This is a genomic window from Thetidibacter halocola (assembly GCF_018224955.1).
Classification (GTDB): Bacteria; Pseudomonadota; Alphaproteobacteria; order Rhodobacterales; family Rhodobacteraceae; genus Thetidibacter; species Thetidibacter halocola.
The window spans coordinates 561,356-586,896 of the sequence record NZ_JAGTUU010000003.1 but is presented as its reverse complement, the minus strand read 5'-3'; the positions used below and the strand labels follow the sequence as shown (position 1 = coordinate 586,896).

Below are 25,541 nucleotides of genomic sequence, written 5' to 3'. Positions count from 1 at the left end.
TGGGCAACCCGCCCCCCCTGCGGCCGCGACGGCCTTTACACCGCCGGGGCGAATTGATCTGCTTCGGGCAAGCAAGGGAAACGGGCACGCGCATGGCGATCACGGCAAGCATCCACCATCTCACGCATTACAAGTACGACCGGCCAGTCACGCTGGGGCCGCAGATCATCCGGCTGCGCCCGGCGCCGCATTCGCGTACGCGGGTGATCTCGCATTCGCTCAAGGTCAGCCCCGGCGGGCACTTCGTGAACCACCAGCAGGATCCCTACGGCAACTGGCTGGCGCGCTTCGTCTTTCCGGAACCGGTGACGGAATTCCGCATCGAGGTCGACCTTGTGGCCGACATGACGGTCTACAACCCGTTCGACTTCTTCGTGGACGAAGAGGCCAATACCTGGCCGTTCGAGTATCCAGAGGAATTCCGCAGCGATCTTGAGATCTACCGCAAGCCCGAGCCGGCGGGGCCGCACCTGACCGACTACATGGCGACGATCCCGCGCGACCGGATGAACACCGTCGACTTCCTCGTCGACATCAACATGAAGCTGCAACAGCACATCGAGTATATCGTGCGGCTGGAGCCTGGGGTGCAGACGCCCGAGGAGACCTTGCAGCACCAGCGCGGATCGTGCCGCGACACGTCCTGGCTGCTGGTGCAGATCCTGCGACACCTCGGCTTTGCCGCGCGGTTCTGCTCGGGTTACCTGATCCAGCTGAAACCGGACCTGGTGGCGCTGGACGGGCCGGCGGGCACCGATCACGACTTCACCGACCTGCACGCCTGGTGCGAGGTCTTCCTGCCCGGCGCGGGCTGGATCGGGCTGGACCCGACCAGCGGCCTGCTGACCGGCGAAAGCCATATCCCGCTGGCCGCGACGCCGCATTACCGCAACGCAGCCCCCATCGTCGGCGGATTTGCCGCGCCGCCGGGAACCGAGACCACCTTCGACTTCAAGATGGAGGTGATGCGCACCGCCGAGCATCCCCGCATCACCAAGCCCTTCTCGGACGAAGCCTGGGAGGCGCTGGACGCGCTGGGGCAGAAGGTCGATGACGCGATCAAGGCGCAGGACATCCGCCTGACGATGGGCGGAGAGCCCACTTTTGTCTCGATCGACGATTTCGAAAGCGACGAGTGGAACACTGCCGCCGTGGGCCCCACGAAACGCGACCGCGCCGACATGCTGATCCGCCGCTTGCGCGACCGGTTCGCGCCGGGCGGATTCCTGCATTACGGCCAGGGCAAGTGGTATCCGGGCGAGACGCTGCCGCGCTGGACCTTCTCGCTGTATTGGCGACGCGACGGCAAGCCGATCTGGAAGGACGCGAAACTGGTCGCGCCCGAGACCCAGACCGGCGCCACGGCCAAGCAGGCCGAACAATTCATGGCGGGGTTTGCCGAGGCGCTGGGTGTGGGCCAGGATTATGTCCATCCGACCTACGAGGATCCGGCGGAGTGGATTCTGAAGGAAGCCGACCTGCCGTGGAACGTGACGCCCGAGGACTCCAAGCTGAAGGATCCGGAAACCCGCGCCCGCATCGCCCGTGTGTTCGAACGCGGCTTGCAGAACCCGGCGGGTTACGTCCTGCCCGTCCAGCGCTGGCAGGCCAAGGCCACGGGGCACCGCTGGCGCTCGGAACGCTGGCGGACGCGGCGCGGCCACCTGTTCCTGGTGCCCGGCGACAGCCCGGTGGGCTTTCGCCTGCCGCTGGGCTCGCTGCCTTTCGTGGCGCCCTCGGCCTATCCTTACGTCTACCCGACCGACCCATCTTTCCCCCGCGAACCCCTGCCCGACTACCAGGCCGACCGCGGCCGACTGATCGAGGAAATCACCCGCATCGCCGCCGAGGAACGCGCGCGACGCGGCGACACGATGACCGACCGCGAGGCTTCGGGCGTGGCCGCACCCACGCCCGGCCACGAACAACCGGTATCCGAGGCGCGCGACGCCGGTGATCGCCAGACCCTGATGGAGCAAACGATCGACGCAGGCGGCGGCGCGGTGCGCACCGCCGTCGCTATCGAGCCGCGCGATGGCCGGCTGTGCCTTTTCATGCCGCCGGTCGAGGCGCTGGAGGACTACCTTGAACTCATCGCCATCGCCGAGGATACGGCCGAAAAGCTGGGCCTGCCGATCCATATCGAGGGCTACACGCCGCCCTCCGATCCGCGTTTGAACGTGATCCGGGTCGCGCCCGATCCCGGCGTGATCGAGGTGAACGTGCACCCGGCGCATGACTGGCAGGATTGCGTCGACATCACCACCGCCGTCTACGACGAGGCGCGGCTGACGCGGCTGGGCGCCGACAAATTCATGATCGATGGCCGCCACACAGGCACCGGCGGCGGCAACCATGTGGTCGTTGGCGGCGCCACGACGCATGACTCGCCCTTCCTGCGGCGGCCCGACCTGCTGAAATCGCTGATCCTGCACTGGCAGCGGCACCCGTCGCTGTCCTACCTGTTCTCGGGCATGTTCATCGGCCCGACTAGCCAGGCGCCCCGGATCGACGAGGCGCGTCATGACACGCTGTACGAGCTGGAAATCGCGCTGGCGCAGATCCCGGCCCCGGGACAGGGCGATGCGCCCCTGCCCTGGCTCACTGACCGGCTGCTGCGCAACATCCTGATCGACGTGACCGGCAACACCCACCGCGCCGAGATCTGCATCGACAAGCTGTTCTCGCCCGATGGCCCTACCGGACGCCTGGGCCTGGTCGAGTTCCGCGGCTTCGAGATGCCGCCGGACGCGCGCATGTCGCTGGCCCAGCAAGTGCTGATCCGCGCGCTGCTGGCGCGGTTCTGGGCCGAGCCGCTGCAAGGCAGGCCGGTGCGCTGGGGCACCACGCTGCATGACCGCTTCATGCTGCCGCATTTCCTGTGGCAGGACTTCCTCGACGTATTGCGCGACCTCGGCGATCACGGGTTCCAGTTCCGCCCCGAGTGGTACGAGGCGCAGAAGGAGTTCCGTTTCCCGTTCTGCGGCGAGGTCGAATACGAGGGCGTCCACCTGCAACTGAACCAGGCGCTGGAGCCCTGGCACGTGCTGGGAGAACGCGGCGCGATCGGCGGCACGGTGCGCTATACCGACAGTTCGGTGGAGCGGATGCAGGTACAGCTGACGGCGACCGACCCCAGCCGGTACATCGTCACCTGCAACCGCCGCGCCGTGCCGCTGGCGGCAACGGAGTCCAGCGGTGTGCGCGTCGGCGGCGTGCGTTTCAAGGCATGGCAGCCGGCCGAGGCGCTGCACCCGGTCCTGCCGGTCAACGCGCCGCTCGTCTTCGACATCTTCGACACCTGGACGGGTCGCGCGCTGGGCGGCTGCACCTATCACGTCGCCCATCCTGGCGGGCGAAGCTATGACACCTTCCCGGTCAACCAGAACGAGGCCGAGGCGCGCAGGCTGGCGCGCTTCGAGAAGATGGGGCACAGTCCCGGCAGCTACTGGCCCGCGCCGGAAACCCCGCATCCGGAGTTCCCGATGACGCTGGACCTGCGGAGGGCCCCCGAGATCTGAGATGAACAAACCCGAAGACCTCTTGCGCAGCGACGCGGCCCGGCGCCTGCTGGACGGCTATCAGCCGCCCCCCGGCGTCGAGGACGAGATGCTGCGCGACGACGGCACCTTGCGGCCGATCTGGGCATCGATGCTGCGCCACCTGGCGCAGCAATCGCCCGAGGTTCTGGCGCAGCGCTTTGCCCGGGGCGAGCAATACCTGCACGACACCGGGGTCTATTTCCGCCAGTATACAAAGGACGGCTCGACCGAGCGCGACTGGCCGCTGTCGCATGTGCCGGTCCTGATCCACGACACTGAATGGCAGGGCCTGGCCGATGGGCTGCGCCAGCGCGCCGACCTGTTGGAACAGGTCATGGCCGATCTTTACGGTGAGGGGAGACTGGTGCGCGACGGGCTGCTGCCTGCCGAACTGGTGGCGCGCAATCCGGAATGGCTGCGCCCGATGGTCGGGGTCAAGCCACGCTCGGGCCATCACCTGCATTTCCTCGCCTTCGAGGTGGGCCGCTCGCCCGATGGCAGCTGGATGGTGCTGGGCGACCGGGCGCAGGCGCCTTCAGGTTCGGGATTCGCGCTGGAAAACCGCGTCGCCACGGGCCGCACCTTTCCTGAACTCTTCGCCGAGTCGAACGTGCACCGGCTGGCCGGGTTCTTTCGCCAGTTCCGCGACGCTCTGAACGGGCTGCGCGGCGATGGCGAGGGCCGTGTCGGCATCCTGACGCCCGGCCAGCATGTCGATACCTATTACGAACATGCCTATATCGCGCGCTACCTCGGCTTTCTTCTGCTGGAGGCGGGTGAGCTTGCGGTGGATCGTGGCCGCCTGACGGTGCGCACGATCAACGGCGCGGTGCCGCTGGACGTCCTGTGGCGCCGGCTCGATTCCAACTCGGCCGATCCGCTGGAACTGGACGAAGCCTCGGCCATCGGCACGCCGGGCCTGGTCTCGGCACTGCGGTCCGGCGGGCTGTGCATGGTCAACGCGCTGGGGTCCGGCGTTATGGAAACGCGCGCCTTCCTGGCCTTCCTGCCGCGCATCGCCGAGCGGCTGCTGGACGCGCCGCTGGCCTTGCCCAACATCGCGACGTGGTGGTGCGGCCAGCAGAAGGAACGCGCCTACGTGCTGGACCATCTCGACCGGATGCTGATCGGTCCGGCCTATTCGACCGGCCTGCCCTTCGACAGCGAAAGCCCGACGGTGCTGGGCGGCCAGTTCCGCCGCAACAGCGAACAGCCCGTGCGCGACTGGATCGCGCAGGACGGCCGCAACCTTGTGGGACAGGAGGCGGTGACGCTGTCCACCACCCCCGCCATGATCGACGGCAAGTTGCAACCGCGCCCGATGGTCCTGCGGGTCTTCGCCGCGCGCACGCCCGAGGGCTGGGCGATCATGCCAGGCGGCTATGCCCGGATCGGCCGCACGATAGAGCCCACGGCGCTGGCGATGCAGGCGGGCGGATCGGTGGCGGATGTCTGGGTCATGTCCGACGAGCCGGTACAGGCCGAAACCCTGCACCCGGCCAGCGACGCCGCCTTTTCGCGCAAGTTCCCGGTGCTGCTGCCGGCGCGGTCGGCCGACAACCTCTACTGGCTGGGCCGCTACGTGGAACGCTCGGAAACCGCGGTGCGGCTGTTGCGTGCCTATCACCGCCGGCTCGAGGCCTATGGCCCCGACGCCCTGCCCCTGACCGACCGCATCGCCGCGCATCTGGAAACCTTCGGGCTGGACGTGGACGAACCGCTGCCCGCCGGGTTGCTGGCGTTGCTCGAACAGTCGCGCGGTTGCGCTTCGAAGGTGCGCGACCGGTTCTCCACCGATGGCTGGAACGCGCTGGCCGACCTCGCCGCGACCGCGCGGCGGATGCGCGGATCGGTCGAGCCCGGCGCCGACGCGGTGCAGGTCATGGGGATCCTGCTGCGCAAAATCGCCGGTTACTCCGGCCTGGTACACGAGAACATGTTCCGCTTTGACGGATGGCGGTTCCTGACCATCGGGCGGGCGCTGGAGCGCGCCGACCAGACCGCCGCGCTGCTGACCGCCTTTGCCGATCCCGATGCACCCGAGGGCGGCTTCGACCTGGCGGTGGAACTGGGCGACAGCGTGATGACCCATCGCCGCCGCTATACGGTCGAGACCAACCGGGCCACGGTGATCGACCTGCTGGCGCTGGACGCGGACAACCCGCGCTCGGTCTTCTTTCAGGTCAACATCGTCAAGGACGAAGAGGACAAGCTGGCGCGCAACCGCGGCGCGGCGCGCTCCAGCCCGGTCGCGCGGCAGGTGCTCCCGCTTTGGACGGCGCTGTCCGTCGCGGAGCCTGCAGACCTGTCCACCGCCCGCCTGGTCGATATCCGAAGCGAACTGTCCGCCATCTCGGACGCGCTGACCGCGCGCTACCTGTCCTGACGCCCATGCTGTATGATATCCGCCTGACGCTCGCCTACGATTACGCCAGCCCGGCCGAGGCCAGCCGAACGCTGCTGCGCATCCTGCCGCGCGACCTTGACCGGCAAGAGGTGCTGGAGGGCGTCGTGACGGCCGACCCGCCAGCCAGCTGGCGGCAGGAAGGCACGGATTTCTTCGGCAATCACACCGTCGAGATGACCCATGAATTCAGCCTGACACAGCTGTCCTTCACCTTTACCGGGCGGGTGCGGCGGGACGAGACCGATGCAGGCCTGGACCTGAGCACGACGCTGGCGGAGCTGGCGACCGAGATCGAGGCGATCGACAGCATCGGTGCCGACAGCCCGCACCATTTCCTCGCCCCCTCGCCGCGCGTCCCGCACGAGCCCGAGATCGCGGCCTTTGCCCGCGCCTGCCTGAAGCCAGACATGACGACGCTGGCCGCGGCGCAGGCGGTGGCGGCCGCGCTGCACGAGCGGTTCGAATTCGACCCGACCGCGACCGACGCGACCACGGCACCGATCGTGGCCTTTCGAAACCGCCGCGGCGTCTGCCAGGACATGAGCCACGTCATGATCGCCGCGCTGCGCGAGATCGGGATCCCGGCGGGCTATGTCTCGGGCTTCCTGCGCACGGTGCCGCCCAAGGGGCAGGAGCGGCTGGAGGGCGCCGACGCAATGCATGCCTGGGTGCGCTGCTGGTGTGGCCACGAGATGGGCTGGATCGAGATCGACCCGACCAACGACATGCTGGCCGGGGCCGACCATGTCACCGTGGCCTTCGGCCGCGACTATTCCGACGTGGCCCCGGCGCGTGGGTCGCTGCGCACGGCGGGTGCGCATGTGTCGGGGCATGGCGTCGACGTGGTGCCGGTAGACTGAGGGCGCATGGGGGCTGCCCCCGCCTCCCTTCGGGAGCCGCCCCGGGATATCCGGGGCCAGAAGAAACCGACGCTCAGCGCAGCAGGCCCCGCAGGGCCGTCGGGCGGTCGATGACGCCAAGGGGCGCGCCATCCTCGATCACCGCCAGCGGCGTGTCGGCCTCGGCCAGCAGCGCGAGGATCTGGCGCAATGGCATGTCAGGAGCGATGGCGCGGGCGCCGTCGGGGGGCCTGCCGGGGGCCATGACCTCGATCGCGCGCAGCACGTTGAGCGGGTTCATGTGGGCCACGAAATCCGCGACATAGCCGGACGCGGGGTTCAGCACGATTTCCTGCGGCGTGGCGCATTGGACGATGCGGCCGCCTTCCATGATGGCGATGCGCGAGCCGATCTTCATCGCCTCGTCGAGGTCATGGCTGACAAAGACGATGGTGCGGTCGAGTTTCGCCTGGAGTTCCAGCAACTCGTCCTGGAGCCGGGTGCGGATCAGCGGGTCAAGCGCGGAAAAGGGCTCGTCCATCAGCAGGATCGGCGCCTCGGTGGCAAAGGCGCGGGCCAGGCCCACGCGCTGCTGCATGCCGCCCGAGAGCGATTGAACTGGCCGGTCGGCCCAGTCGGTCAGGCCCACGAGGTCAAGCTGGGCGCGGGCGCGTTGCAGGCGCTCGGCCTCCGGCACCCCGGCCAGTTCCAACCCGAAGGCGACGTTGTCGAGCACGCTGCGCCACGGCAGCAGGCCGAATTGCTGGAACACCATGGCCACGCGCTCGCGCCGAAGGTGCCGCAGGTCGCGGGCCGAGGCGCCGACCACGTCGAGCATGCGGTCGCCCATGTTCACCCGGACATGGCCGCGCACCACCGGGTTGAGCCCGTTGATCGCGCGCAGCAACGTCGACTTGCCGGAGCCTGACAGCCCCATCAGCACCAGCACCTCGCCTTGCGCCACCTCGAGCGTGCAGTCGTGAACGCCCAGCACCTGGCCGGTGACCGACTGGATCTCGGCCCGGCTTTGGCCGGCATCCATCAGTGGCAGCGCCTGGTCGGGCGCGTCGCCGAAGACGATGTTGACCGCCTCGAGACTGAGCATCAGGTCATCCATCTCAGCCGCCTTTCCGCTTGAACATGCGGTCGAAGATGATGGCCACCAGCACGATGGCGATGCCCACCTCGAAACCCATGCCGATATTGACCGAGTTCAGCGCCCGCAGCGTCGGCACGCCCAGCCCGTCGGCGCCGACCAGCGCCGCGATCACCACCATGGACAGCGACAGCATGATGGTCTGGGTCAGCCCCGCCATGATCTGCGGCGCGGCAGAGGGCAGTTCGACCTTCCACAGCAGTTGCCGGGGCGTCGCGCCAAAGGCGCGGCCCGCCTCGATGAGCGCGACCGGGGTCGAGGTGATGCCCAGGTGCGTCAAGCGGATCGGCGCCGGGATGGCGAAGATCACCGTGGCGATTAGCCCAGGCACCATGCCGAGGCCGAAGAGGATCAGCGCCGGGATCAGGTAGACAAACGTCGGGATCGTCTGCATCAGGTCCAGCACCGGCTCCATCGCGCGGTGCAGCCAGGGACGCCGCGCGGCGGCGATGCCCAGCGGCACACCCAGACCCATGCAAACCGAGGCCGAGGCCAGCACCAGCGCCAGCGTCTCGGTCGTCTCCTCCCAGTAACCCTGGTTGACGATCAGCAGCAGGCCGAAGGTGGTGAAGGCGGTGAAGCCCCAGGATCGCCGCATCACCCAGCTGAGCGCCACGATGACGGCGATCACGACGATCGTCGGCGGCGTCTGCAAGACCCACAGCAGCGCGTCGATGATACTTTCCAGCGCCAGCGCCAGCGCGTCGAATCCGGCGGCGAAATTGGTGGTCAGCCAGTCGACGAAATCGCGCATGACCGCGCCGAGCGGGATCTTCCAGGCCTCGAGCCATTCCAGCGAGGCCGCCTCTGCCAGTGTCATGTCCCCTCCTTGCCGGTGCGCATGTCCGGTTTTTCCTTTTTGTGACCGGTTTTTCGCCAAATGGCGAGAGCCGCGTGTCCCCCCTTTGCAAAGCGTGGAGGAACGCCTATATTCGACCTGTCTCGGCAACGGGACTATGGGCATAAACGCGCGTGGAATAAGCGGTTCGGACCCGGGGGCGGTACCCGGCGGCTCCACCATACATCCCTTGTTGGGGGAACATGGGGCCGAAATAGGATCGACGAACGTGTAAAGACGTAGCTTTGTCCCGGTGAGCTACCACCGTTATCGGTGCGTAAAGCATAATTGCCAACAACAATCGTGCTCCGGTTGCTCTGGCCGCGTAAGCGGTCCGAAATACCGAAATCTAAGTCCTCAGGCTTTGCAGCCTGAGGCGGGGTTCGCAGGCACCTGGCAACAGAAGCCTGCACTTTCCCTCCCTTGCATCTTGCGCGGACTGGATTTCGACGGGCCCGGCTTATCTTGTTCAGGCAAAGGAGCCATCATGCCCGAGATCGTCAATGCCGCCCTCGCCCTGCTGACCATCGCCTTCGGGCTCTTCGGATTTCTCGCGCCGCGTTATACCGCCGACGCGCTGGATCTTGCGCCGCAGGGTTCGACCATGGGGCTCAGCGAGATGCGCGCCTCGGCGGGCGGGCTGTTCGTGGCGGTGGGGGCTGTCTGCCTGCTGACCGGCGCCCCCGAGGCCTATGCGATGCTGGGCGTGGCCTATGCGGGCGCGGGCACGGGGCGGCTGCTGTCGATCCTGCGTGACCGGCCGCCGCTGAAGAAGGCGCTGGTCTTCTTCCTGTTCGAGGCCGGACCCGCGGCGTGGTTGTTGGCGATGAACGCCGGGCCGTGGGCTTGACCCCGGCGGGCCACCCCGCCACCTTCTGACCATGCTTCGCGCTGCCGCCCTCGCCCTACTGATCGCCGCTCCGCCCGCCGCTGCCTGTGAAACGGCGCTGGTGCTGGCGATGGACGTGTCGAATTCCGTCGACGTGGGCGAGTTCCGCCTCCAGACCGAGGGGCTGGCGCTGGCGCTGGCCGATCCCGAGATCGTTGAGATCCTGGTGCGCGACCAGGTGGCGCTCAGCGTGGTGCAATGGGCCGGTGTCGACCGGCAGGAGGTCAGCCTGCCATGGCAGCAGATGCTGAGCCTGGCTCATGTGGCGGGTTTCGCCGCGCAGGTGCGCGCCCTGCCCCGCGCCTTCGTGCTGTCGGGCACCGCGCCTGCCGAGGCGCTGGGTTTCGCGCTGGATCATTTCAGCGCCGCGCCCGACTGCGCCCGGCGCGTCGTCGACATCTCGGGCGACGGCACGCCAAACGCCGGCGGCGAGGTCGGCCACCAGCGCCAAAGGGCGCAGCGCATGGGCGTCACGGTGAACGCGCTGGCGATCGAGGGGCTGGGTGTGGCGATCAGCAATTTCTACCGCCGCAGCGTGATCACGGGCGACGGATTCGTGATGACGGCGCGGGGGCATCGGGATTACGCTCGGGCCATCCGTGCCAAGATCCTGCGCGAGATTTCCAGCGTGCTGGGATGATCCCGTCACGTCCCTGTAGCGGCACCCTGTCATCCGGACATCCATGACCGATCTTGCCACCCTGACGCGCGTCTTTGGCCGTATCGGTCTGTTGTCCTTTGGCGGACCCGCAGCTCAGATCGCGCTGATGCACCGGGTTCTGGTGGGCGAGCGTGGCTGGCTGACCGAGACGCAGTTTCTGCGCGCGCTCAGCTTTTGCATGCTGCTGCCGGGGCCGGAGGCGATGCAACTGGCGACTTGGGCTGGCTGGCGGATGCGGGGTCTTGCGGGCGGGTTGATCGCGGGCACGCTGTTCGTGCTGCCGGGCGCAGTGCTGATCACGGCGCTGGCGCTGGCCTATGTCGAATGGGGCACCCGCCCCGAGGCCGGCGCGCTGATGCTGGGGGTCAAGGCGGCGGTGATCGCCATCGTGATCGAGGCGGTGATTCGCGTGTCACGCAAGGCGCTCAAGGGGCCGCGCGACCGGCTGATCGCGGTCCTGGCCTTTGCCGGGCTGTTCGCCTTTGCCCTGCCCTTTCCGCTGGTGATCGCGCTGGCCGCGCTCTGGGGCGCGCTGTCCGCCCGCGGCGCCGCGCCCGCCACCGTCCCGCCGCCCGAGGCGTCGCGGATGCCCCGCCTCACCGTGCCGGTCCTGGCGGGTCTGTGGCTGGCGCCGCTGCCGATCCTCTGGGCGATGGGCCAGACCTTCCTGTTCGACATCGCCGCCTTCTTTGCCAAGCTGGCGGTCGTCACCTTTGGCGGCGCCTACGCGGTGCTGGCCTGGATGGCGCAGGAGGTTGTGCAGGCGCGTGGCTGGCTGGATGCCGGGCAGATGGTCGACGCGCTGGGCCTCGCCGAGACGACACCCGGGCCTCTGATCCTGGTGACGCAGTTCGTCGGAATGCTGGCGGGCCATGCACAGGGCGGCGCGGCGCTGGCGCTGGCCGCCGGGGCGCTGACGCTGTGGATGACTTTCCTGCCCTGTTTCCTTTGGATTTTCGCCTTTGCGCCGCATCTGGACCGGCTGTTGGCACGGCCGCGCCTTCAGGCCGCGCTGGCCGGCGTGACGGCGGCGGTGGTGGGCGTCATCGCCAACCTGTCGCTGTGGTTCGCGATCCATGTGGTCTTTGCCGAAACGCGGCTGGTCGAGGCCGGGCCACTGGCACTGACCCTGCCGCTTCCTGGCAGCCTGCAACCCCTGTCTCTGCCGTTGATCGCGGTGGCGGTCCTGCTGCTCCTGGTGTTCAAGCGGGGCATTCCGGTGACGCTGGCAGCCTGCGCCGCACTGGGTCTGGCGCTGGGCGCGCTCTGACGGATTGCCCCTTTCATCCCGTGGCAAAACCAATATGCTGACCTCCAGCGAACGAAGGTTGTCTGCATGTCCAAGGGTATCGACTACGGAAAACTCATGCACCGCGCGATGCGTGGCCTGATCCACGAGGTTCTGGTCGGCGTGCAGCGCGAGGGGCTTCCGGGCGATCATCACTTCTTCATCACCTTCGATACCGGCCATCCCGATGCCGAACTGGCCGACTGGCTGTCGGACCGCTATCCGGACGAGATGACCGTGGTGATGCAGCACTGGTTCGACCATCTCGACGTCGGAGAGGACGGCTTTACCGTAACGCTGAATTTCGGCGACCAGCCGGAGCGCCTGTACATCCCATATGACGCGATCAAGACCTTCGTCGACCCGTCGGTGGAATTCGGCCTTCGCTTCGAATCGCAGGACGAGGCCGAGGAGGATGACGACCCCACGCCGCCGCCCACATCCGGCCCGAAACCGGGTTCGGAAAAGGCCAAGTCCGGGGCGCCCGCCCACAAGGATGCCGAGGTCGTCCGGCTGGACCAGTTCCGCAAGTAGGCCGGCCCTGATCCGACGCGGCCAAGGGCCGCGGTATTCCATCGCATGCCGCATTGCGTTTTGCGCGCCAGCCGCTAAACCCCCTGCCAGAGATTGCAGGAGGATTGGCCCGTGACCGCAACCCGCACCGAAACCGACAGCTTCGGCCCGCTCGAGGTTCCCAGCCACAAGTACTGGGGCGCGCAGACGCAGCGCTCGATCATGAACTTCCCGATCGGCTGGGAAAAGCAGCCCGTGGCCATAGTCCGCGCCCTCGGCGTCATCAAGAAGGCCTGCGCGATCCGCAACAAGGCGACGGGCAAGCTGGATGCGCAGCTGGCCGACGCCATCGTGCAGGCCGCGACCGAGGTGATCGACGGCAAGTTCGACGACAATTTCCCGCTGGTGGTCTGGCAGACCGGCTCGGGCACCCAGTCGAACATGAACGCCAACGAGGTCATCGCGAACCGCGCGATCGAGATTCTGGGCGGCGTCATCGGCTCCAAGAAGCCCGTGCACCCGAACGACCATTGCAACATGGGCCAGTCGTCGAACGACACCTTCCCGACCGCGATGCACATCGCCGCCGGGACCAGCGTGCGCGACGTGCTGCTGCCGGGGCTGGAAAAGCTGCTGGCGGGACTCGAGCAGAAGTCCGAGGAATTCAAGGACATCATCAAGATCGGCCGGACCCACACGCAGGACGCGACGCCGCTGACGCTGGGCCAGGAATTCTCGGGCTATGCCCACCAGATCCGCCAGGGCATCGCGCGGGTCAAGGCGACCCTGCCCGGCATCTATGAACTGGCGCAGGGCGGCACCGCCGTGGGCACGGGCCTGAACACCGAAAAGGGCTGGGCCGAGGCCGTGGCGGCCAACATCGCCGAGATCACCGGCCTGCCCTTTGTCACCGCGCCCAACAAGTTCGAGGCGCTGGCCGCGCATGATGCGATGGTGTTCATGTCCGGCGCGCTCGCGACCGTCGCGGGCAGTTGTTACAAGATCGCAAACGACATCCGCCTTCTGGGCTCGGGCCCGCGCTCGGGTCTGGGCGAGCTGATCCTGCCGGAGAACGAGCCGGGTTCCTCGATCATGCCGGGCAAGGTCAACCCGACCCAGGCCGAGGCACTGACCCAGGTCGCGGCCCATGTCATGGGCAACGACGCGGCGATCAAGTTCGCCGGCAGCCAGGGTCATTTCGAGCTGAACGTCTACAACCCGATGATGGCCTACAACCTGCTGCAGTCGATCCAGCTGCTGGGCGATGCGGCCGATTCCTTCACGGAGCGCATGCTGCTGGGGATCGAGGCCAATGGCCCGCGCATCGAGAAGCTGATGAAGGAATCGCTGATGCTGGTGACGGCGCTGGCGCCGACCATCGGCTATGACAACGCGACCAAGGTCGCCAAGACCGCGCACAAGAACGGCACGACGCTGAAGGAAGAGGCGATCGCGCTGGGCTTTGTCGACGCGGCGACCTTTGATGCGGTGGTTCGGCCGGAACTGATGATCGGGCCGGAGGATTGATCTTCCGGACGCGTCGTGGGGGGCCAGCCCCCCACACCCCCCGGAGTTTAAGGGCAAGATGAAGACAGGGGCGAGGCGCGTGGCTTCGCCCCTTTTTCTTTGGCGGCGGGCGGCGTAGATTTCCGGCATGAGCCAGCCCGTGAACCTCAACCGCTTCCGCAAGCAGAAGGCCCGCGACGACAAGCGCCGCACGGGCGACGAGAATGCAGCGCGTCATGGCCTGACCAAGGCTGAACGGGCGCTGGAGAAGGCGCGCCGGGAGAAGGCGGAGCGCGATCTTGACGGGCATCACAAGGAATGAACGGGCGGCCCGTCAAACGCTCTCTGACGCTGCGGGGGCATAGGACCAGCGTGTCGCTGGAAGACCTGTTCTGGCGGGAGTTCCGGCGCATCGCCCGGGCCGAGGGCAAGGCGCTCAACGCGCTGGCGGCAGAGATCGACGAGTCGCGCGATCCCGAGGTGGGGCTGGCCTCGTCGATCCGGGTTTTCGTGTTGCAGAGAGCGCTTGAAGAAAAGACTGTAACCCTCTGATATTGAGTGTCAGCTTCGGACCGGGAAGACGAAACAGCGGTCGCGCCGCACCGACAGCCAGAGCGGCGTTCCCGGTTTCGGCAGGAACACGTTGGGCACGGTCGCCTTGAGGATCGTGTCGTCGTAATCCATGCGGAACTCGATCAGGCTTTCCGAACCCATGAAGCGGGCGCGCTCCACCAGTCCGCGGGCCGGGGTGCCGGCGATCACCGTGGGATTGGGGCCACGCCCGTCGCGGTCGAAATCGATGCTGACATGCTGCGGCCGGAAGACGATCTCGACCGAAGCGCCATCCGGCACGCCCGGAGCAAGGAAGCGGCCGAAGGGCGTGTCGGTCAGGGCACCCTGAACCTTTCCACGCAGGGTGTTGATATCGCTAAAGAAGGCGACCGCAGCCTTGTCGGCCGGCGCGTTGTAGATGTTGTAGGGCGCGCCGCGCTGCACGATCTTTCCGGCACGCATCAGTGCTATCTCGTCGGCCATGCGCATCGCTTCTTCGGGTTCGTGCGTGACGAGGAGAACGCTGGCGCCCTCTTCCTTGAGCACGTCCAGCGTCTCGTCGCGGATGCCGTCGCGCAACCGGTTGTCGAGGCCGGAAAACGGCTCGTCCATCAGCATGATGCGCGGCTTCGGCGCCAGCGCGCGGGCGAGCGCCACGCGTTGCTGTTCGCCGCCCGACAGCTGGTGCGGGTATTCGTCGATGAAGTGTGCCAGCCCGACGCGATCGAGCAGGTCCAGCGCGCGGCGGCGTTTCTCGGCCCCGGCGCCCTTGAGGCCGAAGGCCACGTTCTCGCCCACCGACAGGTGCGGGAAGAGCGCGAAATCCTGGAACATCAGGCCGATCTTGCGCCGTTCGGGCGGCACCCGGAAAACCGTGTCGCAGATCAGATGGCCATCGACATGGATCGTGCCGCTGTCCTGCATCTCGACCCCGGCGATCATCCGCAGCGTGGTGGACTTGCCGCAGCCGGACGGACCCAGCAGGCAGGTCACGTGACCCGGCTGAATCGAAAGGCTCACGTCGTTCACCACCGCCTCGCCGTCATAGCGGCGCACGAGGTTGCGGATCTCGAGTCGGGGCGGTGTCCTGGTCAAGCCTGCCTCTTGCACGGTATCCGAGCGATTTTATCGGACAACGTCCCGCAGGTAGCAACGCACGCGCCCGGAGGCAAGACCCCCAGGTCAGAGACCATCGCGCTCTAGCGCCTTTGCCAGTCGCGGCAGGCGGGCCTTTTTCAGCAGGGCGCGCATCGTCCAGTCGTGTTCCGACAGGGCTTGCGCACGGGCCAGCGTGTTGGCGCAGGCGGCCTGCACCGCCTCGGGGCTGGCGGCGTGAAATCCGATCATCAGCGCGTCGGGGTCGATCCGGGTCAGCCCTTCCTCGGCCAGCACACCCCTCGGGAAATCCTGCGCATTCAGCGTGACAATCCCCTCGGCACTGGCGGCGATTGCGGCGGCCAGCACATGCGTATCGTTCGCGTCGGGCAGCCATAGCCGATCCTCGAGCGAGGGTTTCCACGTCACCTCGGCTCCCGGCCAGGCGGCGCGCAGCAGCGCGATCTCGCCGCGCGCGATCGCTTCGCCCTCGGGGCCGATCTTGCGTGCGGCGCGGGCCCATTCCTCGAGGATGCGCGCCGACCAGACGGGCTGGAACAGCCCCTGCCCGGCCACGCCCAGCAGCACCTCGCGCATCACCGTGGGAAACAGGACGCAGGTGTCGAGCAGCAGCCTCACAGGCGGAAGAACAGCGCCTTGAGATAGCCCGACTCGGCCAGTTGCGGCAGCAGCGGGTGGTCCGGCCCGGAAAACCCGCTGTGGATCAGCTGCGCCCGCCGCCCGGCCCGCCCGATGCCGCGCAGGCAGGCGCCGGTAAAGCTGGAGAGGTCGGCCGCGTGCGAGCAGGAACACAGCACAAGGTAGCCGTCCTCGGCCACCAGCGGCGCTGCAAGGCGCGCGACGCGCTCATAGGCGCGCAGTCCCTTTTCCAGCGCGGGCTTGTTGGGCGCAAAGGCGGGCGGATCGCAAACCACGAGGTCGAACCGCGCGGGCTGTTCGGCCAGTGTCTCCATCACCGCAAAGGCATCGCCCTTGACCGTATCCAGCCGTTCGGCCGCGCCCATGCGGCGTGCGCCCTCGACGGCCAGTGCCAGCGCGGGGGCGGAACCGTCGGCGCAAAGACAGGATTGTGCGCCTCCCACCAGCGCCGCGAGGCCGAAGCCGCCCACATGGCTGAACACGTCCAGCACCTGCGCGCCCCGCGCGAGGCGGGCGGCAAAGGCGTGATTCTCGCGCTGGTCGAAGAACAGGCCGGTCTTTTGCCCGCCGGTCAGGTCTGCCATGTAGATTGCGCCGTTCATCGTCACTGGCACGGGGGCATCGGGTGCGACGCCCATCAGCACCGCGTCGGCATCATCCAGCCCCTCGAGCGCTCGGCCACGCCCACCCGAGTTCTTGAGGATCGTCCGCGCGCCCGTGGCATCCGCAAGCGCCTGTATCAGCGGCGCCAGCAGCACATCCGCCCAGGCGGCGTTGGGCTGCACCACCAGCGTGTCGCCGAACCGGTCGACGATGACGCCGGGCAGACCGTCGGCCTCGGCATGGATCAGCCGGTAGAACGGTAGGTCATACAACCGCTCGCGCAGCGATAGCGCCTTGTCGACCTTGACCCGGAACCAGCCGGAATCGATCCGCGCCTCCGGGTCGCGGTCCAGCATCCGCGCGGTGATGCGCGAATTCGGGTTCACCGCGACCACGCCCAAGGCGTTGCGTTCGGCATCCTCCAGCCGGGCGATGCTGCCCGGCGCCAGCGCCTTGCTGCGCCGGTCCATCACCAGTTCGTTGTCAAACACCCACGGGGCGCCGCGCCGGATGGCCTGGGCGTTCGCCTTGGGTTTCAGCCGGATCACCGGCAAGTCTGGGGTCATGTCGCTCATGCTCTCGCCATATCCTGTGCCACGGCGCTTGGAAAGCGGGCGCGTTGCGCGGTATGGCTTTACTGTTAGCGCTAACCACGCTACATGCACGCCAAAGCCGAACCGCAAGCGGAGGCCACCATGCCCCTGAACGACACAATCGCCCGCGTCACCGACCGGATCGAGGCCCGCTCGGCCGAACGCCGTGCCACTTATCTCGAACGGATGCGCCGCGCCGCCGAGGACGGCCCGCGCCGCGCCCACCTGTCCTGCGGAAACCAGGCTCATGCCTATGCCGCGATGACCGAGGACAAGGATGCGCTGGCCGCGTCCCGCGCGCCGAATATCGGGATCGTCACCGCCTATAACGACATGCTCTCGGCACACCAGCCGTTCGAACGCTTCCCCGACCTGATCCGCGCCGCAGCGCGCAAGGCCGGGGCCACGGCACAGGTCGCGGGCGGGGTGCCCGCCATGTGCGACGGCGTCACGCAGGGCCAGGTCGGCATGGAACTGTCGCTGTTCTCGCGCGACGTGATCGCGCTGGCGGCGGGTGTCGCGCTTTGCCACAACACGTTCGACGCGGCGCTGTATCTTGGCGTCTGCGACAAGATCGTGCCGGGGCTGGTGATCGCGGCGGCGACTTTCGGCTATCTGCCGGGGCTGTTCGTGCCAGCGGGGCCGATGCCCTCGGGCCTGCCCAATGACGAGAAATCGAAGATCCGCCAACAATTCGCCGCCGGAGAGATCGGCCGCGACAAGCTGATGGAGGCCGAGATGGCCAGCTATCACGGGCCGGGCACCTGCACCTTCTACGGCACGGCGAATTCCAACCAGATGCTGATGGAGTTCATGGGCCTGCACCTGCCGGGCACCAGTTTCGTCAATCCGAACACGCCGTTGCGCGATGCCCTGACAGAGGGCGCGACACTGCGCGCAGCGCAGATCACAGCGCTGGGCAACGACTATCGCCCGGTTTGCGACATCCTCGACGCCAAGGCCTTCGTCAACGGCATCGTCGGGCTGATGGCGACGGGTGGCTCGACCAACCTGGTGCTGCACCTGCCCGCCATGGCGCGCGCCGCGGGCGTGGTTCTGGAGCTCGAGGATTTCGACGAGATCAGCGCCGCCACGCCGCTGATGGCCAAGGTGTATCCCAACGGCCTTGCAGACGTGAACCATTTTCACGCCGCGGGCGGGCTGCAATACATGATGGGCGAGTTGCTGGACGCCGGCCTGCTGCATGACGAGGTGCAGACCGTCGCCGGAGCGGGGCTGACCCGCTACACGCAGGAACCCAAACTGATCGATGGGCGCCTGACCTGGGAAGACGGCGCCAAGGCGACGCTCAACGACAAGATCCTGCGCCCCGCTTCCGACCCCTTCCAGAAATCGGGTGGCCTCAAGCAGCTGGCCGGCAATCTCGGCCACGGCATGATCAAGGTCAGCGCCGTCGCCCCCGAGCGCCATGTGATCGAGGCAAAGGCACGGGTGTTCCACGACCAGGATTCGGTCAAGGCGGCGTTCAAGGCGGGCGAATTCACCGAGGACACGATCGTAGTCGTCCGCTTCCAGGGGCCCAGTTCCAACGGGATGCCGGAACTGCACGGGCTGACGCCGGTTCTGGGCGTCTTGCAAGACCGCGGGCTGAAGGTCGCGCTGGTGACCGACGGGCGCATGTCCGGCGCCAGCGGCAAGGTGCCCGCGGCGATCCATGTCTCGCCCGAAGCCAAGCATGGCGGGCCGCTGGCCCGGGTGCGGGACGGCGACGTGATCCGGCTTGACGCGGTCGCGGGAACGCTGGATTGCCTGTCGGTGGAATTCGACCTGCGCGATCCCGCGCCGGTGGACCTGACAGGCAACAGCCACGGCATCGGTCGCGAGTTGTTCGAGGCCTTCCGGCAGAACGTAGGCCTTGCCTCCAACGGGGCGGCGGTGGTGGTCTAGGCTGCGCCCGTCCCTTCATCTTGCAAAGAAAACTCCCGCCGGAGGCTCCGGCGATCAAGACCAACGCCAAGGACAGACGGACATGACACCGCAACAAGCCAGCCTCGAGACCGAGAAACTCTGCCGCCTCGCCCCGGTGATCCCGGTGCTGGTGATCGACGATCTCGCGCATGCCGAACCGCTGGCGCGGGCGCTGGTGGCGGGTGGGTTGCCGGTGCTCGAGGTGACGCTGCGCACACCTGTTGCGTTGGACGCGATCCGCGCCATGAGCGGCGTCGAGGGCGGCGTGGTTGGCGCAGGCACGCTGCTGACCCCCGCCGACGTGACGGCGGCAAAGGAAGCCGGCGCCCGGTTCGGTGTCTCGCCCGGCGCGACCGACCGGCTGCTCGACGCGGTCGAGGCGGCCGACCTGCCCACCCTGCCCGGCGCCGCCACGGCATCCGAGGCGATGCGCCTGCTGGAACGCGGCTATAGCGTGCAGAAATTCTTTCCCGCCGAGGCGAATGGCGGCGTGCCCGCACTGAAGGCCATCGGCGCGCCGATCCCGCAGGTGCGGTTCTGCCCAACGGGCGGCGTGTCGCTGAAGAACGCACCGGATTACCTTGCGCTGTCCAACACGCTCTGCGTCGGCGGCAGCTGGGTCGCCCCGAAGGACCGCATGATCGCGGGCGACTGGGAAGCCATCGTGTCGTTGGCGCGCGAAGCCGCCGCCCTGCCCCGGAGCTGACCCGGAACAGGGTCAGCCCTCGCCCCGGTCCCGCCCGCGCCACCCGCCGCGTCGGCGCGGCGCCGCCGCCTCGTCGAGCCCGGCGCGCAGGACCGCCGTCATCGGGTGATCCGGAGCGTCCCCGCCGTGCCGGGCCAGCAGCGCGCCGATCAGCGCCTGCATGTCGCCCCCGGCCGGCGCCGACAGCGCCCAGTCCAGGAAGATGCTGCGGCATTCCCCCTCGCCGATCCCCTCGATCCGGTAGGCCTCGAAGATCAACCCCTTGGGGTCGATCGCGTCACCCTTGCTCATGTCTCGCTCTCCGCATCACCCAGAAGGGCATCGATTGCATCCCCGGCTTGCTTGGCCTGCCGCTGCAAGGCGGCCTCCAGCGCCACCATGTCCGCCTGCCCGGTCAGCCGCGCAACAAAGGCGCAGCCCCCGGTCCCCAGCGCCTCGGGGTCCAGGCCCGTTTCGCTGACCAGCCTTGCGCCGATCTGCAAAGCCCAGAACAGCGCGTAAGCCGAAACCAGCGTCTCGCGCGCCGGCTGCGGCAGCAGGTCGGCCCCGCGCAGCGCCCGCGGCACCTGGCGCACCGGCTTGCCCGAGATCAGCGCTATCGCCTGGGCGACCAGCTCGATCTCCTGCATCCGGCCCCGGCCCAGCTTGGCCTCCCAGGCGCCGCCGCCGCCCTTGGCCTCGGCGATACGGCGGCGCATGTCGGCCACCGCCTCCAGCACCGGGGCGGGATCACGCCCCTCCTTCAGCAGGTCTTGCCGGAAGGCCTCGACATCCGCTGCCAGGTCCGAAGGCCCGGCCACGACCCGCGCCCGCGTCAGGGCCAGGTGCTCCCACAACCAGGCCTCGTCGCGCTGGTAGCTCTGGAAGGCCAGCCACGAGGTCGCCACCGGCCCCTGGTTGCCCGAGGGGCGCAGGCGCATATCCACTTCGTAAAGCTTGCCCTCAGCCATCGGCGCGGTCATCGCGGTGACCAGCGCCTGCGTCAGCCGGGCGTAATAGGTTCGCGACGGCAGCGGCCGCCGTCCCTCCGATGTCTCGACCCCGTCGGGGTCGTAGATCACGATCACGTCGAGATCAGAGCGCGCATGCAGACGCCCCGCGCCCAGCGAGCCCATGCCCACCACCACCGCGCCGCGCCCCGGACAAGGCCCGTGCTTGCGCGCGAAATCCAACTGCACCGCCGGCCAGAGCCCGGCCAGCGACGCCTCTGCCAGGTCGGCATAGGCGCGGCCCGCTTCCTCGGGTTCCATCAGCCCCCGCAGCAGGTGGACGCCGACGCGGAAATGCCATTCCTTGGCCCAGCGGCGGGCACGGTCGAGCTGGCGCTCGTAATCCGCCTCCTCGGCCAGTCCGGCCGCCAGTTCTGCCTTCAGCGCCGCCGCCCCCGGCCAGGGCGCAAAGAAATCGCCCCCGATCACCGCGTCGAACACGCCCGCGTTGCGCGCAAGATGCCGCGCCAGATCCGTCGAGGTGGACACGATGTCCACCAGCAGGTCGACCAGCTGCGGATTGGCCTCGAACAGGGCAAACAGCTGAACCCCCGCCGGCAGCCCGCGCAGGAAATCGTCGAAGGCCGCCAGCGCCTCTTCGGGCCGCGCCGCCTGCCCCAGCTTGCGCAGCAACTCCGGTTTCAGCCGGTTGAATATCTCGGTCGCCCGCCCCGAGCGCAGCGCCGGATAGCTCGGCCAGCGCGCCGGAAGCGGGCTGTCCTTGAGCGGTTCGGGCAGGTCGGCCTCTCCGGCCGTGTCGGGAGCAAAAAATCCCTCGGTCAGCGCGTGCACCTCGGTCAGGCGGCGCGTCAGGTCGGCGCGCAGGTCTGCCTCGTCCCGGCCCGTGAGGCAGGCCAGCCGGGCAAAGCCCTCGGGCGATTTCGGCAGGTCATGGGTCTGCGCGTCGTTGACCATCTGCACCCGGTGCTCGATCTCGCGGTGGGCGCGGTAATGGTCGGTCAGCGTCCCGGCCACGTCGTGCGGGATCCAGCCCTTGTCTGCCAGCGCCGCCAGCCCCGGCACCGTGCCCCGCAGCCGCAACGCGCGGTCCCGCCCGCCGGCGATCAGCTGGCGGGTCTGGGTAAAGAACTCGATCTCGCGGATGCCGCCGCGGCCCAGCTTCATGTTGTGGCCTTCCAGCGCCTGCTTGCCGTGGAAACCCTTGTGCTCGCGGATGCGCAGCCGCATGTCATGCGCGTCCTGGATCGCCGCGAAATCGAGATGCTTGCGCCAGACGAAGGGCCTCAGCGCCCTGAGGAACCGCTCGCCCGCCGCGATGTCGCCCGCGCAGGCTCGTGCCTTGATATAGGCCGCGCGCTCCCATGTCCGGCCGAGGCTCTCGTAATAGCGCTCCGCCGCCTCCATCGCCAGGCAGACCGGCGTCACCGCAGGATCGGGCCGCAGCCGCAGATCGGTGCGAAAGACATAGCCTTCGCCCGTCAGGTCGCTGAGCAGCGCCGCCGCCTTGCGCGTGGCGCGGACAAAGGCCGCCCGCGCGTCCATGTAGTCGGCGGGGTCGAATCGCGTCTCGTCGAACAGGCAGATCAGGTCGATGTCCGAGCTGTAGTTCAGCTCGCCCGCGCCCATCTTGCCCATCGCCAGCGCCACCATGCCGCCCGCCACGGCGATGTCGTCCTCGGTCGCGCCGGGCAGTCGGCCACGGCGGATCTCGGGCGCGATCTGCGCCTTCAGCGCCAGGTCCACGGCCAGGTCGGCGAAATCCGTCAATGCGCCAGTCACCCGCTCCAGCGGCCAGGTGCCCGCCAGGTCACACAGCGCCGTCAGCAGCGCCACGCGCCGTTTGGCCTGCCGCAACCCGTCCGCAAGCGCGTCAAATGGCGCCTCTTGCAGGTCGGCCATCAACGCGGCCAGCGCGGCCTCCGCATCCTCCAGCGCGCCTTCCAGCCAGGCGGATTCGCGGTCGATCAGCCCGTTGAGGTAGGGCGCGCTGCCGCCGGCCCCCTCGATCAGCCGTGCGACGTCGCCCCCGGCCCAGGGTGCGGCAGAAAGCGATTCGCGCCCCCGGTCGGGGTCGAAGGGGCGCGGCAAACGGGTGATGCGGCTTGCGAAACTCATGGCCGAAGATGGGCATGGCCCGGCGCGAAGCGCAACACCCCTTGCACCGCCCTGTTCGCGCGGCAAGACTCGGCCCGAAAGGAGCAGACATGAGCAAATCCCTCGCCCGAGTCCGCGCCGCACTCGCTGCCGCGGGCCTTCCCGACAGCATCGCCGAAGTCGGCCAGGCCCGCACCGCGCAGGAGGCCGCCGACAGCGTCGGCTGCGCGCTGGACCAGATCGTGAAATCCATCGTCTACCGGGCCGAGCGCAGCGGCGAGGCGGTGCTGTTCCTGACCGCCGGCGGCAACCGGGTCTGTGCGACGCGCGCCAGCGCGCTGGCGGGCGAGCCGCTGGGCAAGGCCGATGCCGACCTGATCCGCGCCCAGACCGGGTTCGCCATCGGCGGTGTGGCCCCGGTCGGCCACCTCACCCCGATCCGCGCCTGGCTCGACCCCCGCCTGCTGGCGTTCGACACGGTCTGGGCCGCCGCCGGCACGCCCCGCCACGTCTTCCCGATCGACCCGCACCGTCTGCCCGACCTGACCGGCGCGCAACCGGCTGATTTCACGCTCTGATCCCCGTTTCTTCTGGCCAGAAATATCCTCGGGGGAGCGCGAGGGGGCAGACAGCCCCCTCGCTCCGGCAGGAAAAAGGCAAGGCAAACCTCTGGTTTCAAAACGATTTCCAGCCAAATGTAAAAAACGTTCACATCGACCCTTGAAAGCTGCGACCGGCATCCCGATCTGGTGTAATGTGAAAGACATTCACATCGCAACGCAACGGAGAGAGACAATGACCACCGCGACCTATGACGCCCGTCTGCCCGCCAATGCCGGTTGGCTGACCCGCGCCGAGGCCTGGCTGGACCAAAGAGGCAAGGGCGCCTGGATCGCCGCCATGGTTCTGGGCTTCATCTTCTTCTGGCCCGTCGGCCTCGCCCTTCTCGCCTACATGATCTGGAGCAACCGCATGTTTTCCAAGTCCTGCCGCAGCACCCGCCACGCCCGCCACCACGCCGCCTGGTCGGCGATGAAACCCTCGGGCAACAGCGCCTTCGACACCTACAAGGCCGACACGCTGCGCCGCCTCGAGGAAGAACAGGACGCGTTCGAGGCCTTCCTCAAGCGCCTGCGCGAGGCCAAGGACAAGGCCGAGTTCGACCAGTTCATGGACGACCGCTCGCGCAAGGCGCAGGAGATGCGCGCCGAAGCCGACGCCTGATCCACCACGCGGCCCCGGAAACGGGGCCGCGCCCCATTGCGAGAGGACAGCATGTATTCCGATTTCTCCCAAGGCCCGTCGCACCTGCCCGACCCTGAACGGCAATCCGCCTTCTACGAGGGCGTGACGATCAAGCGTGGCCTCGCCTGGGCCATCGACTTTGTCGTGGTGGCGGCGATGCTGGTTCCGGCGGTTCTGTTCACCGCCTTCATCGGCCTGTTCTTCCTGCCCTTCCTGTTCGCCGTGATCGGTTTCGTCTACCGCGTGCTGACCATCGCGGGCGGGTCGGCCACCTGGGGTATGCGGATCATGGCAATCGAGTTCCGTGACGCCTTTGGTCGGCGGCTGACCTTCAACCAGGCCTTCCTGCACACGCTGGGCTATACCGTGTCGCTGGCGGTGTTTCCGCTACAACTGGTCTCGGTCCTGTGCATGTTCATGACCGAACGCGGCCAGGGCCTGACCGACATGGTGCTGGGCACGGTGGCGCTGAACCGCCGAGCCTGAGCCGCGCCACCCCCCTGCGCGTTAACTCAACACTGGGAAAGACCCCGCCCCGGCGGGGTCCATGCGATTCCGGGGCTTGGCGCGCGCCATGGAGATTGTTACCGTTTCGCTAAGAACTGCCGGAAATCGATCATCATGCGCCACTCGCTGCCTCTTGCGCCGCAATTCTACGTCACGGCCCCCCAGCCCTGCCCCTATCTGCCCGGCCGGATGGAACGCAAGCTCTTCACCGCGTTGCAAGGCGACGAGGCGCAGCGGCTGAACGACAGCCTGTCCAAGCAGGGCTTTCGCCGCTCGCAGAACGTGCTTTATCGGCCGTCCTGTTCGGATTGCGCGGCCTGCCTGTCGGCGCGGATCGTGGTGGACCAGTTCCTGCCCTCGCGCAGCCAGCGCCGCACGGACCGGCGCAACGCCCATCTGCGGCGCCGAGTCGCCAGCCCCTGGGCCAACGAGGACCAGTACGAGTTGTTCCGACGCTACCTGGATGAACGGCACGCCGATGGCGGCATGGCCGACATGGACGTGTTCGAGTTCGCCGCGATGATCGAAGAGACGCCGATCCGCTCGCGCGTGATCGAATATGCCGATAGCCGCACCGGTGCACTTGCGGCGGTCTGCCTGACCGACATCCTCGATGACGGGCTGTCGATGGTCTATTCCTTCTACGACCCCGACCTGGTGAAAAGCAGCCTGGGGACGTGGATGATCCTCGACCATATCCGCATCGCCCGCGACATGGGCCTGCCGTATGTCTACCTCGGCTACTGGGTGCCGGGCAGCGACAAGATGGGCTACAAGGCGCAGTTCGACGCGCTCGAGGTCTATCGCCGCGGCAAGTGGGAATGGCTGCGCGACCCGGCCGACTACGAGTCCGAGATGCACCCGCTGTCGACCGACCCGATCTCGGAACAGGTGGCCAACATCTCGCTGCCCGACAGCCGGGCGTGATCCGCCAGACAAGAGGCAGGCCACGCCGCAGCGGGGCGGCG

At 68.0% G+C, this 25,541-nt stretch carries 23 protein-coding genes and 1 other RNA gene; 17 read left to right on the top strand and 7 right to left on the bottom strand.

Annotated elements, in window-relative coordinates; translation table 11 throughout:
* Positions 1–92 precede the first annotated feature (92 nt).
* From KB874_RS09915 to KB874_RS09905, 3 genes are read left to right on the top strand one after another with little or no spacing between them, the layout of a single operon-like run.
* Positions 93–3,521: a transglutaminase family protein gene (locus KB874_RS09915; RefSeq protein WP_212536393.1), complete on the top strand. Its 3,429-nt coding sequence runs from the start codon at positions 93–95 to the stop codon at positions 3,519–3,521.
* Position 3,522: 1 nt separating this feature from the next.
* A complete protein-coding gene (locus KB874_RS09910) occupies positions 3,523–5,928 on the top strand; it encodes a circularly permuted type 2 ATP-grasp protein (protein ID WP_212536392.1) in 2,406 nt (801 codons plus the stop codon).
* A 5-nt stretch (positions 5,929–5,933) separates the two neighbouring features.
* On the top strand, positions 5,934–6,809 hold the full coding sequence (locus KB874_RS09905; protein ID WP_212536391.1) for a transglutaminase family protein: 876 nt from the start codon (positions 5,934–5,936) through the stop codon (positions 6,807–6,809).
* Positions 6,810–6,882: 73 nt separating this feature from the next.
* Here the strand turns inward: KB874_RS09905 and choV are convergent, their stop codons facing one another.
* Positions 6,883–7,905 (bottom strand): choline ABC transporter ATP-binding protein, encoded by a 1,023-nt coding sequence (choV, locus tag KB874_RS09900; protein ID WP_428849238.1) that lies wholly within the window; start codon positions 7,903–7,905, stop codon positions 6,883–6,885.
* Position 7,906: 1 nt separating this feature from the next.
* Complete coding sequence (choW, locus tag KB874_RS09895; RefSeq protein WP_249200394.1) at positions 7,907–8,740, bottom strand: choline ABC transporter permease subunit; 834 nt, start codon at positions 8,738–8,740, stop codon at positions 7,907–7,909.
* A gap of 104 nt (positions 8,741–8,844) precedes the next feature.
* Between choW and ssrA the strand changes: the two genes are divergently transcribed.
* From ssrA to KB874_RS09855, 8 genes are all read left to right on the top strand, one after another.
* Positions 8,845–9,196, top strand: a transfer-messenger RNA (tmRNA) gene (gene ssrA / locus KB874_RS09890).
* A 73-nt stretch (positions 9,197–9,269) separates the two neighbouring features.
* Positions 9,270–9,632 (top strand): DUF4345 family protein, encoded by a 363-nt coding sequence (locus tag KB874_RS09885; protein WP_212536389.1) that lies wholly within the window; start codon positions 9,270–9,272, stop codon positions 9,630–9,632.
* Positions 9,633–9,663: 31 nt separating this feature from the next.
* Entirely contained in the window at positions 9,664–10,311 is a 648-nt protein-coding gene (locus KB874_RS09880) for a DUF1194 domain-containing protein (RefSeq protein ID WP_212536388.1), read from the top strand.
* A gap of 43 nt (positions 10,312–10,354) precedes the next feature.
* Positions 10,355–11,602 carry a chromate efflux transporter gene (gene chrA / locus KB874_RS09875; protein ID WP_212536387.1) on the top strand — a complete coding sequence of 416 codons (1,248 nt, stop codon included), beginning with the start codon at positions 10,355–10,357 and terminating at the stop codon, positions 11,600–11,602.
* A gap of 66 nt (positions 11,603–11,668) precedes the next feature.
* Entirely contained in the window at positions 11,669–12,154 is a 486-nt protein-coding gene (locus KB874_RS09870; protein ID WP_212536386.1) for an SspB family protein, read from the top strand.
* A gap of 111 nt (positions 12,155–12,265) precedes the next feature.
* On the top strand, positions 12,266–13,660 hold the full coding sequence (fumC, locus tag KB874_RS09865) for a class II fumarate hydratase (protein ID WP_212536385.1): 1,395 nt from the start codon (positions 12,266–12,268) through the stop codon (positions 13,658–13,660).
* Positions 13,661–13,787: 127 nt separating this feature from the next.
* A complete protein-coding gene (locus KB874_RS09860) occupies positions 13,788–13,961 on the top strand; it encodes a DUF4169 family protein (protein ID WP_212536384.1) in 174 nt (57 codons plus the stop codon).
* A complete protein-coding gene (locus KB874_RS09855; RefSeq protein ID WP_212536383.1) occupies positions 13,958–14,191 on the top strand; it encodes a ribbon-helix-helix domain-containing protein in 234 nt (77 codons plus the stop codon). Before KB874_RS09860 ends, KB874_RS09855 begins: the two co-directional genes overlap by 4 nt.
* Before the next feature lie 9 nt (positions 14,192–14,200).
* Here the strand turns inward: KB874_RS09855 and KB874_RS09850 are convergent, their stop codons facing one another.
* The 3 genes from KB874_RS09850 to KB874_RS09840 all read right to left on the bottom strand — a co-directional run bounded on the left by KB874_RS09850 (position 14,201) and on the right by KB874_RS09840 (position 17,124).
* Complete coding sequence (locus tag KB874_RS09850; protein ID WP_249200346.1) at positions 14,201–15,286, bottom strand: ABC transporter ATP-binding protein; 1,086 nt, start codon at positions 15,284–15,286, stop codon at positions 14,201–14,203.
* A gap of 87 nt (positions 15,287–15,373) precedes the next feature.
* A complete protein-coding gene (locus KB874_RS09845; protein WP_212536382.1) occupies positions 15,374–15,925 on the bottom strand; it encodes an RSP_2648 family PIN domain-containing protein in 552 nt (183 codons plus the stop codon).
* The gene (locus KB874_RS09840; protein ID WP_428849237.1) at positions 15,922–17,124 is read right to left on the bottom strand and encodes an RSP_2647 family RNA methyltransferase; all 1,203 of its coding nucleotides are present in this window, start codon (positions 17,122–17,124) and stop codon (positions 15,922–15,924) included. Before KB874_RS09840 ends, KB874_RS09845 begins: the two co-directional genes overlap by 4 nt.
* A gap of 120 nt (positions 17,125–17,244) precedes the next feature.
* Between KB874_RS09840 and edd the strand changes: the two genes are divergently transcribed.
* Both edd and eda read left to right on the top strand, forming a co-directional pair.
* On the top strand, positions 17,245–19,050 hold the full coding sequence (edd, locus tag KB874_RS09835) for a phosphogluconate dehydratase (protein WP_212536381.1): 1,806 nt from the start codon (positions 17,245–17,247) through the stop codon (positions 19,048–19,050).
* A gap of 82 nt (positions 19,051–19,132) precedes the next feature.
* Positions 19,133–19,777 carry a bifunctional 4-hydroxy-2-oxoglutarate aldolase/2-dehydro-3-deoxy-phosphogluconate aldolase gene (eda, locus tag KB874_RS09830; protein ID WP_212536380.1) on the top strand — a complete coding sequence of 215 codons (645 nt, stop codon included), beginning with the start codon at positions 19,133–19,135 and terminating at the stop codon, positions 19,775–19,777.
* A 12-nt stretch (positions 19,778–19,789) separates the two neighbouring features.
* On the opposite strand, the gene KB874_RS09825 is transcribed toward eda, so the two are convergent.
* Positions 19,790–20,068 carry a hypothetical protein gene (locus KB874_RS09825; RefSeq protein WP_212536379.1) on the bottom strand — a complete coding sequence of 93 codons (279 nt, stop codon included), beginning with the start codon at positions 20,066–20,068 and terminating at the stop codon, positions 19,790–19,792.
* Positions 20,065–22,842 carry a [protein-PII] uridylyltransferase family protein gene (locus KB874_RS09820; protein WP_212536378.1) on the bottom strand — a complete coding sequence of 926 codons (2,778 nt, stop codon included), beginning with the start codon at positions 22,840–22,842 and terminating at the stop codon, positions 20,065–20,067. The genes KB874_RS09825 and KB874_RS09820 overlap by 4 nt, the downstream gene beginning before the upstream one ends.
* An 89-nt stretch (positions 22,843–22,931) precedes the next feature.
* On the opposite strand from KB874_RS09820, the gene KB874_RS09815 reads away from it, so the two are divergent.
* From KB874_RS09815 to KB874_RS09800, 4 genes are all read left to right on the top strand, one after another.
* Positions 22,932–23,399, top strand: a complete 468-nt coding sequence (locus KB874_RS09815; protein ID WP_212536377.1) for a YbaK/EbsC family protein — start codon at positions 22,932–22,934, stop codon at positions 23,397–23,399.
* 217 nt (positions 23,400–23,616) lie between these two features.
* Positions 23,617–24,045, top strand: coding sequence for a DUF2852 domain-containing protein (locus KB874_RS09810; protein ID WP_212536376.1), 429 nt, complete (start codon positions 23,617–23,619; stop codon positions 24,043–24,045).
* Positions 24,046–24,096: 51 nt separating this feature from the next.
* The gene (locus KB874_RS09805) at positions 24,097–24,552 is read left to right on the top strand and encodes an RDD family protein (RefSeq protein WP_212536375.1); all 456 of its coding nucleotides are present in this window, start codon (positions 24,097–24,099) and stop codon (positions 24,550–24,552) included.
* 135 nt (positions 24,553–24,687) lie between these two features.
* Positions 24,688–25,500 (top strand): arginyltransferase, encoded by an 813-nt coding sequence (locus KB874_RS09800; RefSeq protein WP_212536374.1) that lies wholly within the window; start codon positions 24,688–24,690, stop codon positions 25,498–25,500.
* Positions 25,501–25,541 lie beyond the last annotated feature (41 nt).

Excerpts from the sequence above, each read along its gene's own strand:
- KB874_RS09870 (WP_212536386.1), top strand. The coding sequence starts at position 11,669 with ATGTCCAAGGGTATCGACTACGGAAAACTCATGCACCGCGCGATGCGT.
- KB874_RS09910 (WP_212536392.1), top strand. The coding sequence starts at position 3,523 with ATGAACAAACCCGAAGACCTCTTGCGCAGCGACGCGGCCCGGCGCCTG.
- KB874_RS09810 (WP_212536376.1), top strand. The coding sequence starts at position 23,617 with ATGACCACCGCGACCTATGACGCCCGTCTGCCCGCCAATGCCGGTTGG.
- KB874_RS09825 (WP_212536379.1), bottom strand. The coding sequence starts at position 20,068 with ATGAGCAAGGGTGACGCGATCGACCCCAAGGGGTTGATCTTCGAGGCC.
- KB874_RS09880 (WP_212536388.1), top strand. The coding sequence starts at position 9,664 with ATGCTTCGCGCTGCCGCCCTCGCCCTACTGATCGCCGCTCCGCCCGCC.
- KB874_RS09815 (WP_212536377.1), top strand. The coding sequence starts at position 22,932 with ATGAGCAAATCCCTCGCCCGAGTCCGCGCCGCACTCGCTGCCGCGGGC.
- edd (WP_212536381.1), top strand. The coding sequence starts at position 17,245 with ATGCCCCTGAACGACACAATCGCCCGCGTCACCGACCGGATCGAGGCC.
- KB874_RS09820 (WP_212536378.1), bottom strand. The coding sequence starts at position 22,842 with ATGAGTTTCGCAAGCCGCATCACCCGTTTGCCGCGCCCCTTCGACCCC.
- KB874_RS09840 (WP_428849237.1), bottom strand. The coding sequence starts at position 17,124 with ATGAGCGACATGACCCCAGACTTGCCGGTGATCCGGCTGAAACCCAAG.
- eda (WP_212536380.1), top strand. The coding sequence starts at position 19,133 with ATGACACCGCAACAAGCCAGCCTCGAGACCGAGAAACTCTGCCGCCTC.
- KB874_RS09800 (WP_212536374.1), top strand. The coding sequence starts at position 24,688 with ATGCGCCACTCGCTGCCTCTTGCGCCGCAATTCTACGTCACGGCCCCC.
- chrA (WP_212536387.1), top strand. The coding sequence starts at position 10,355 with ATGACCGATCTTGCCACCCTGACGCGCGTCTTTGGCCGTATCGGTCTG.
- KB874_RS09905 (WP_212536391.1), top strand. The coding sequence starts at position 5,934 with ATGCTGTATGATATCCGCCTGACGCTCGCCTACGATTACGCCAGCCCG.
- KB874_RS09855 (WP_212536383.1), top strand. The coding sequence starts at position 13,958 with ATGAACGGGCGGCCCGTCAAACGCTCTCTGACGCTGCGGGGGCATAGG.
- choV (WP_428849238.1), bottom strand. The coding sequence starts at position 7,905 with ATGGATGACCTGATGCTCAGTCTCGAGGCGGTCAACATCGTCTTCGGC.
- KB874_RS09885 (WP_212536389.1), top strand. The coding sequence starts at position 9,270 with ATGCCCGAGATCGTCAATGCCGCCCTCGCCCTGCTGACCATCGCCTTC.
- KB874_RS09805 (WP_212536375.1), top strand. The coding sequence starts at position 24,097 with ATGTATTCCGATTTCTCCCAAGGCCCGTCGCACCTGCCCGACCCTGAA.
- KB874_RS09860 (WP_212536384.1), top strand. The coding sequence starts at position 13,788 with ATGAGCCAGCCCGTGAACCTCAACCGCTTCCGCAAGCAGAAGGCCCGC.
- KB874_RS09915 (WP_212536393.1), top strand. The coding sequence starts at position 93 with ATGGCGATCACGGCAAGCATCCACCATCTCACGCATTACAAGTACGAC.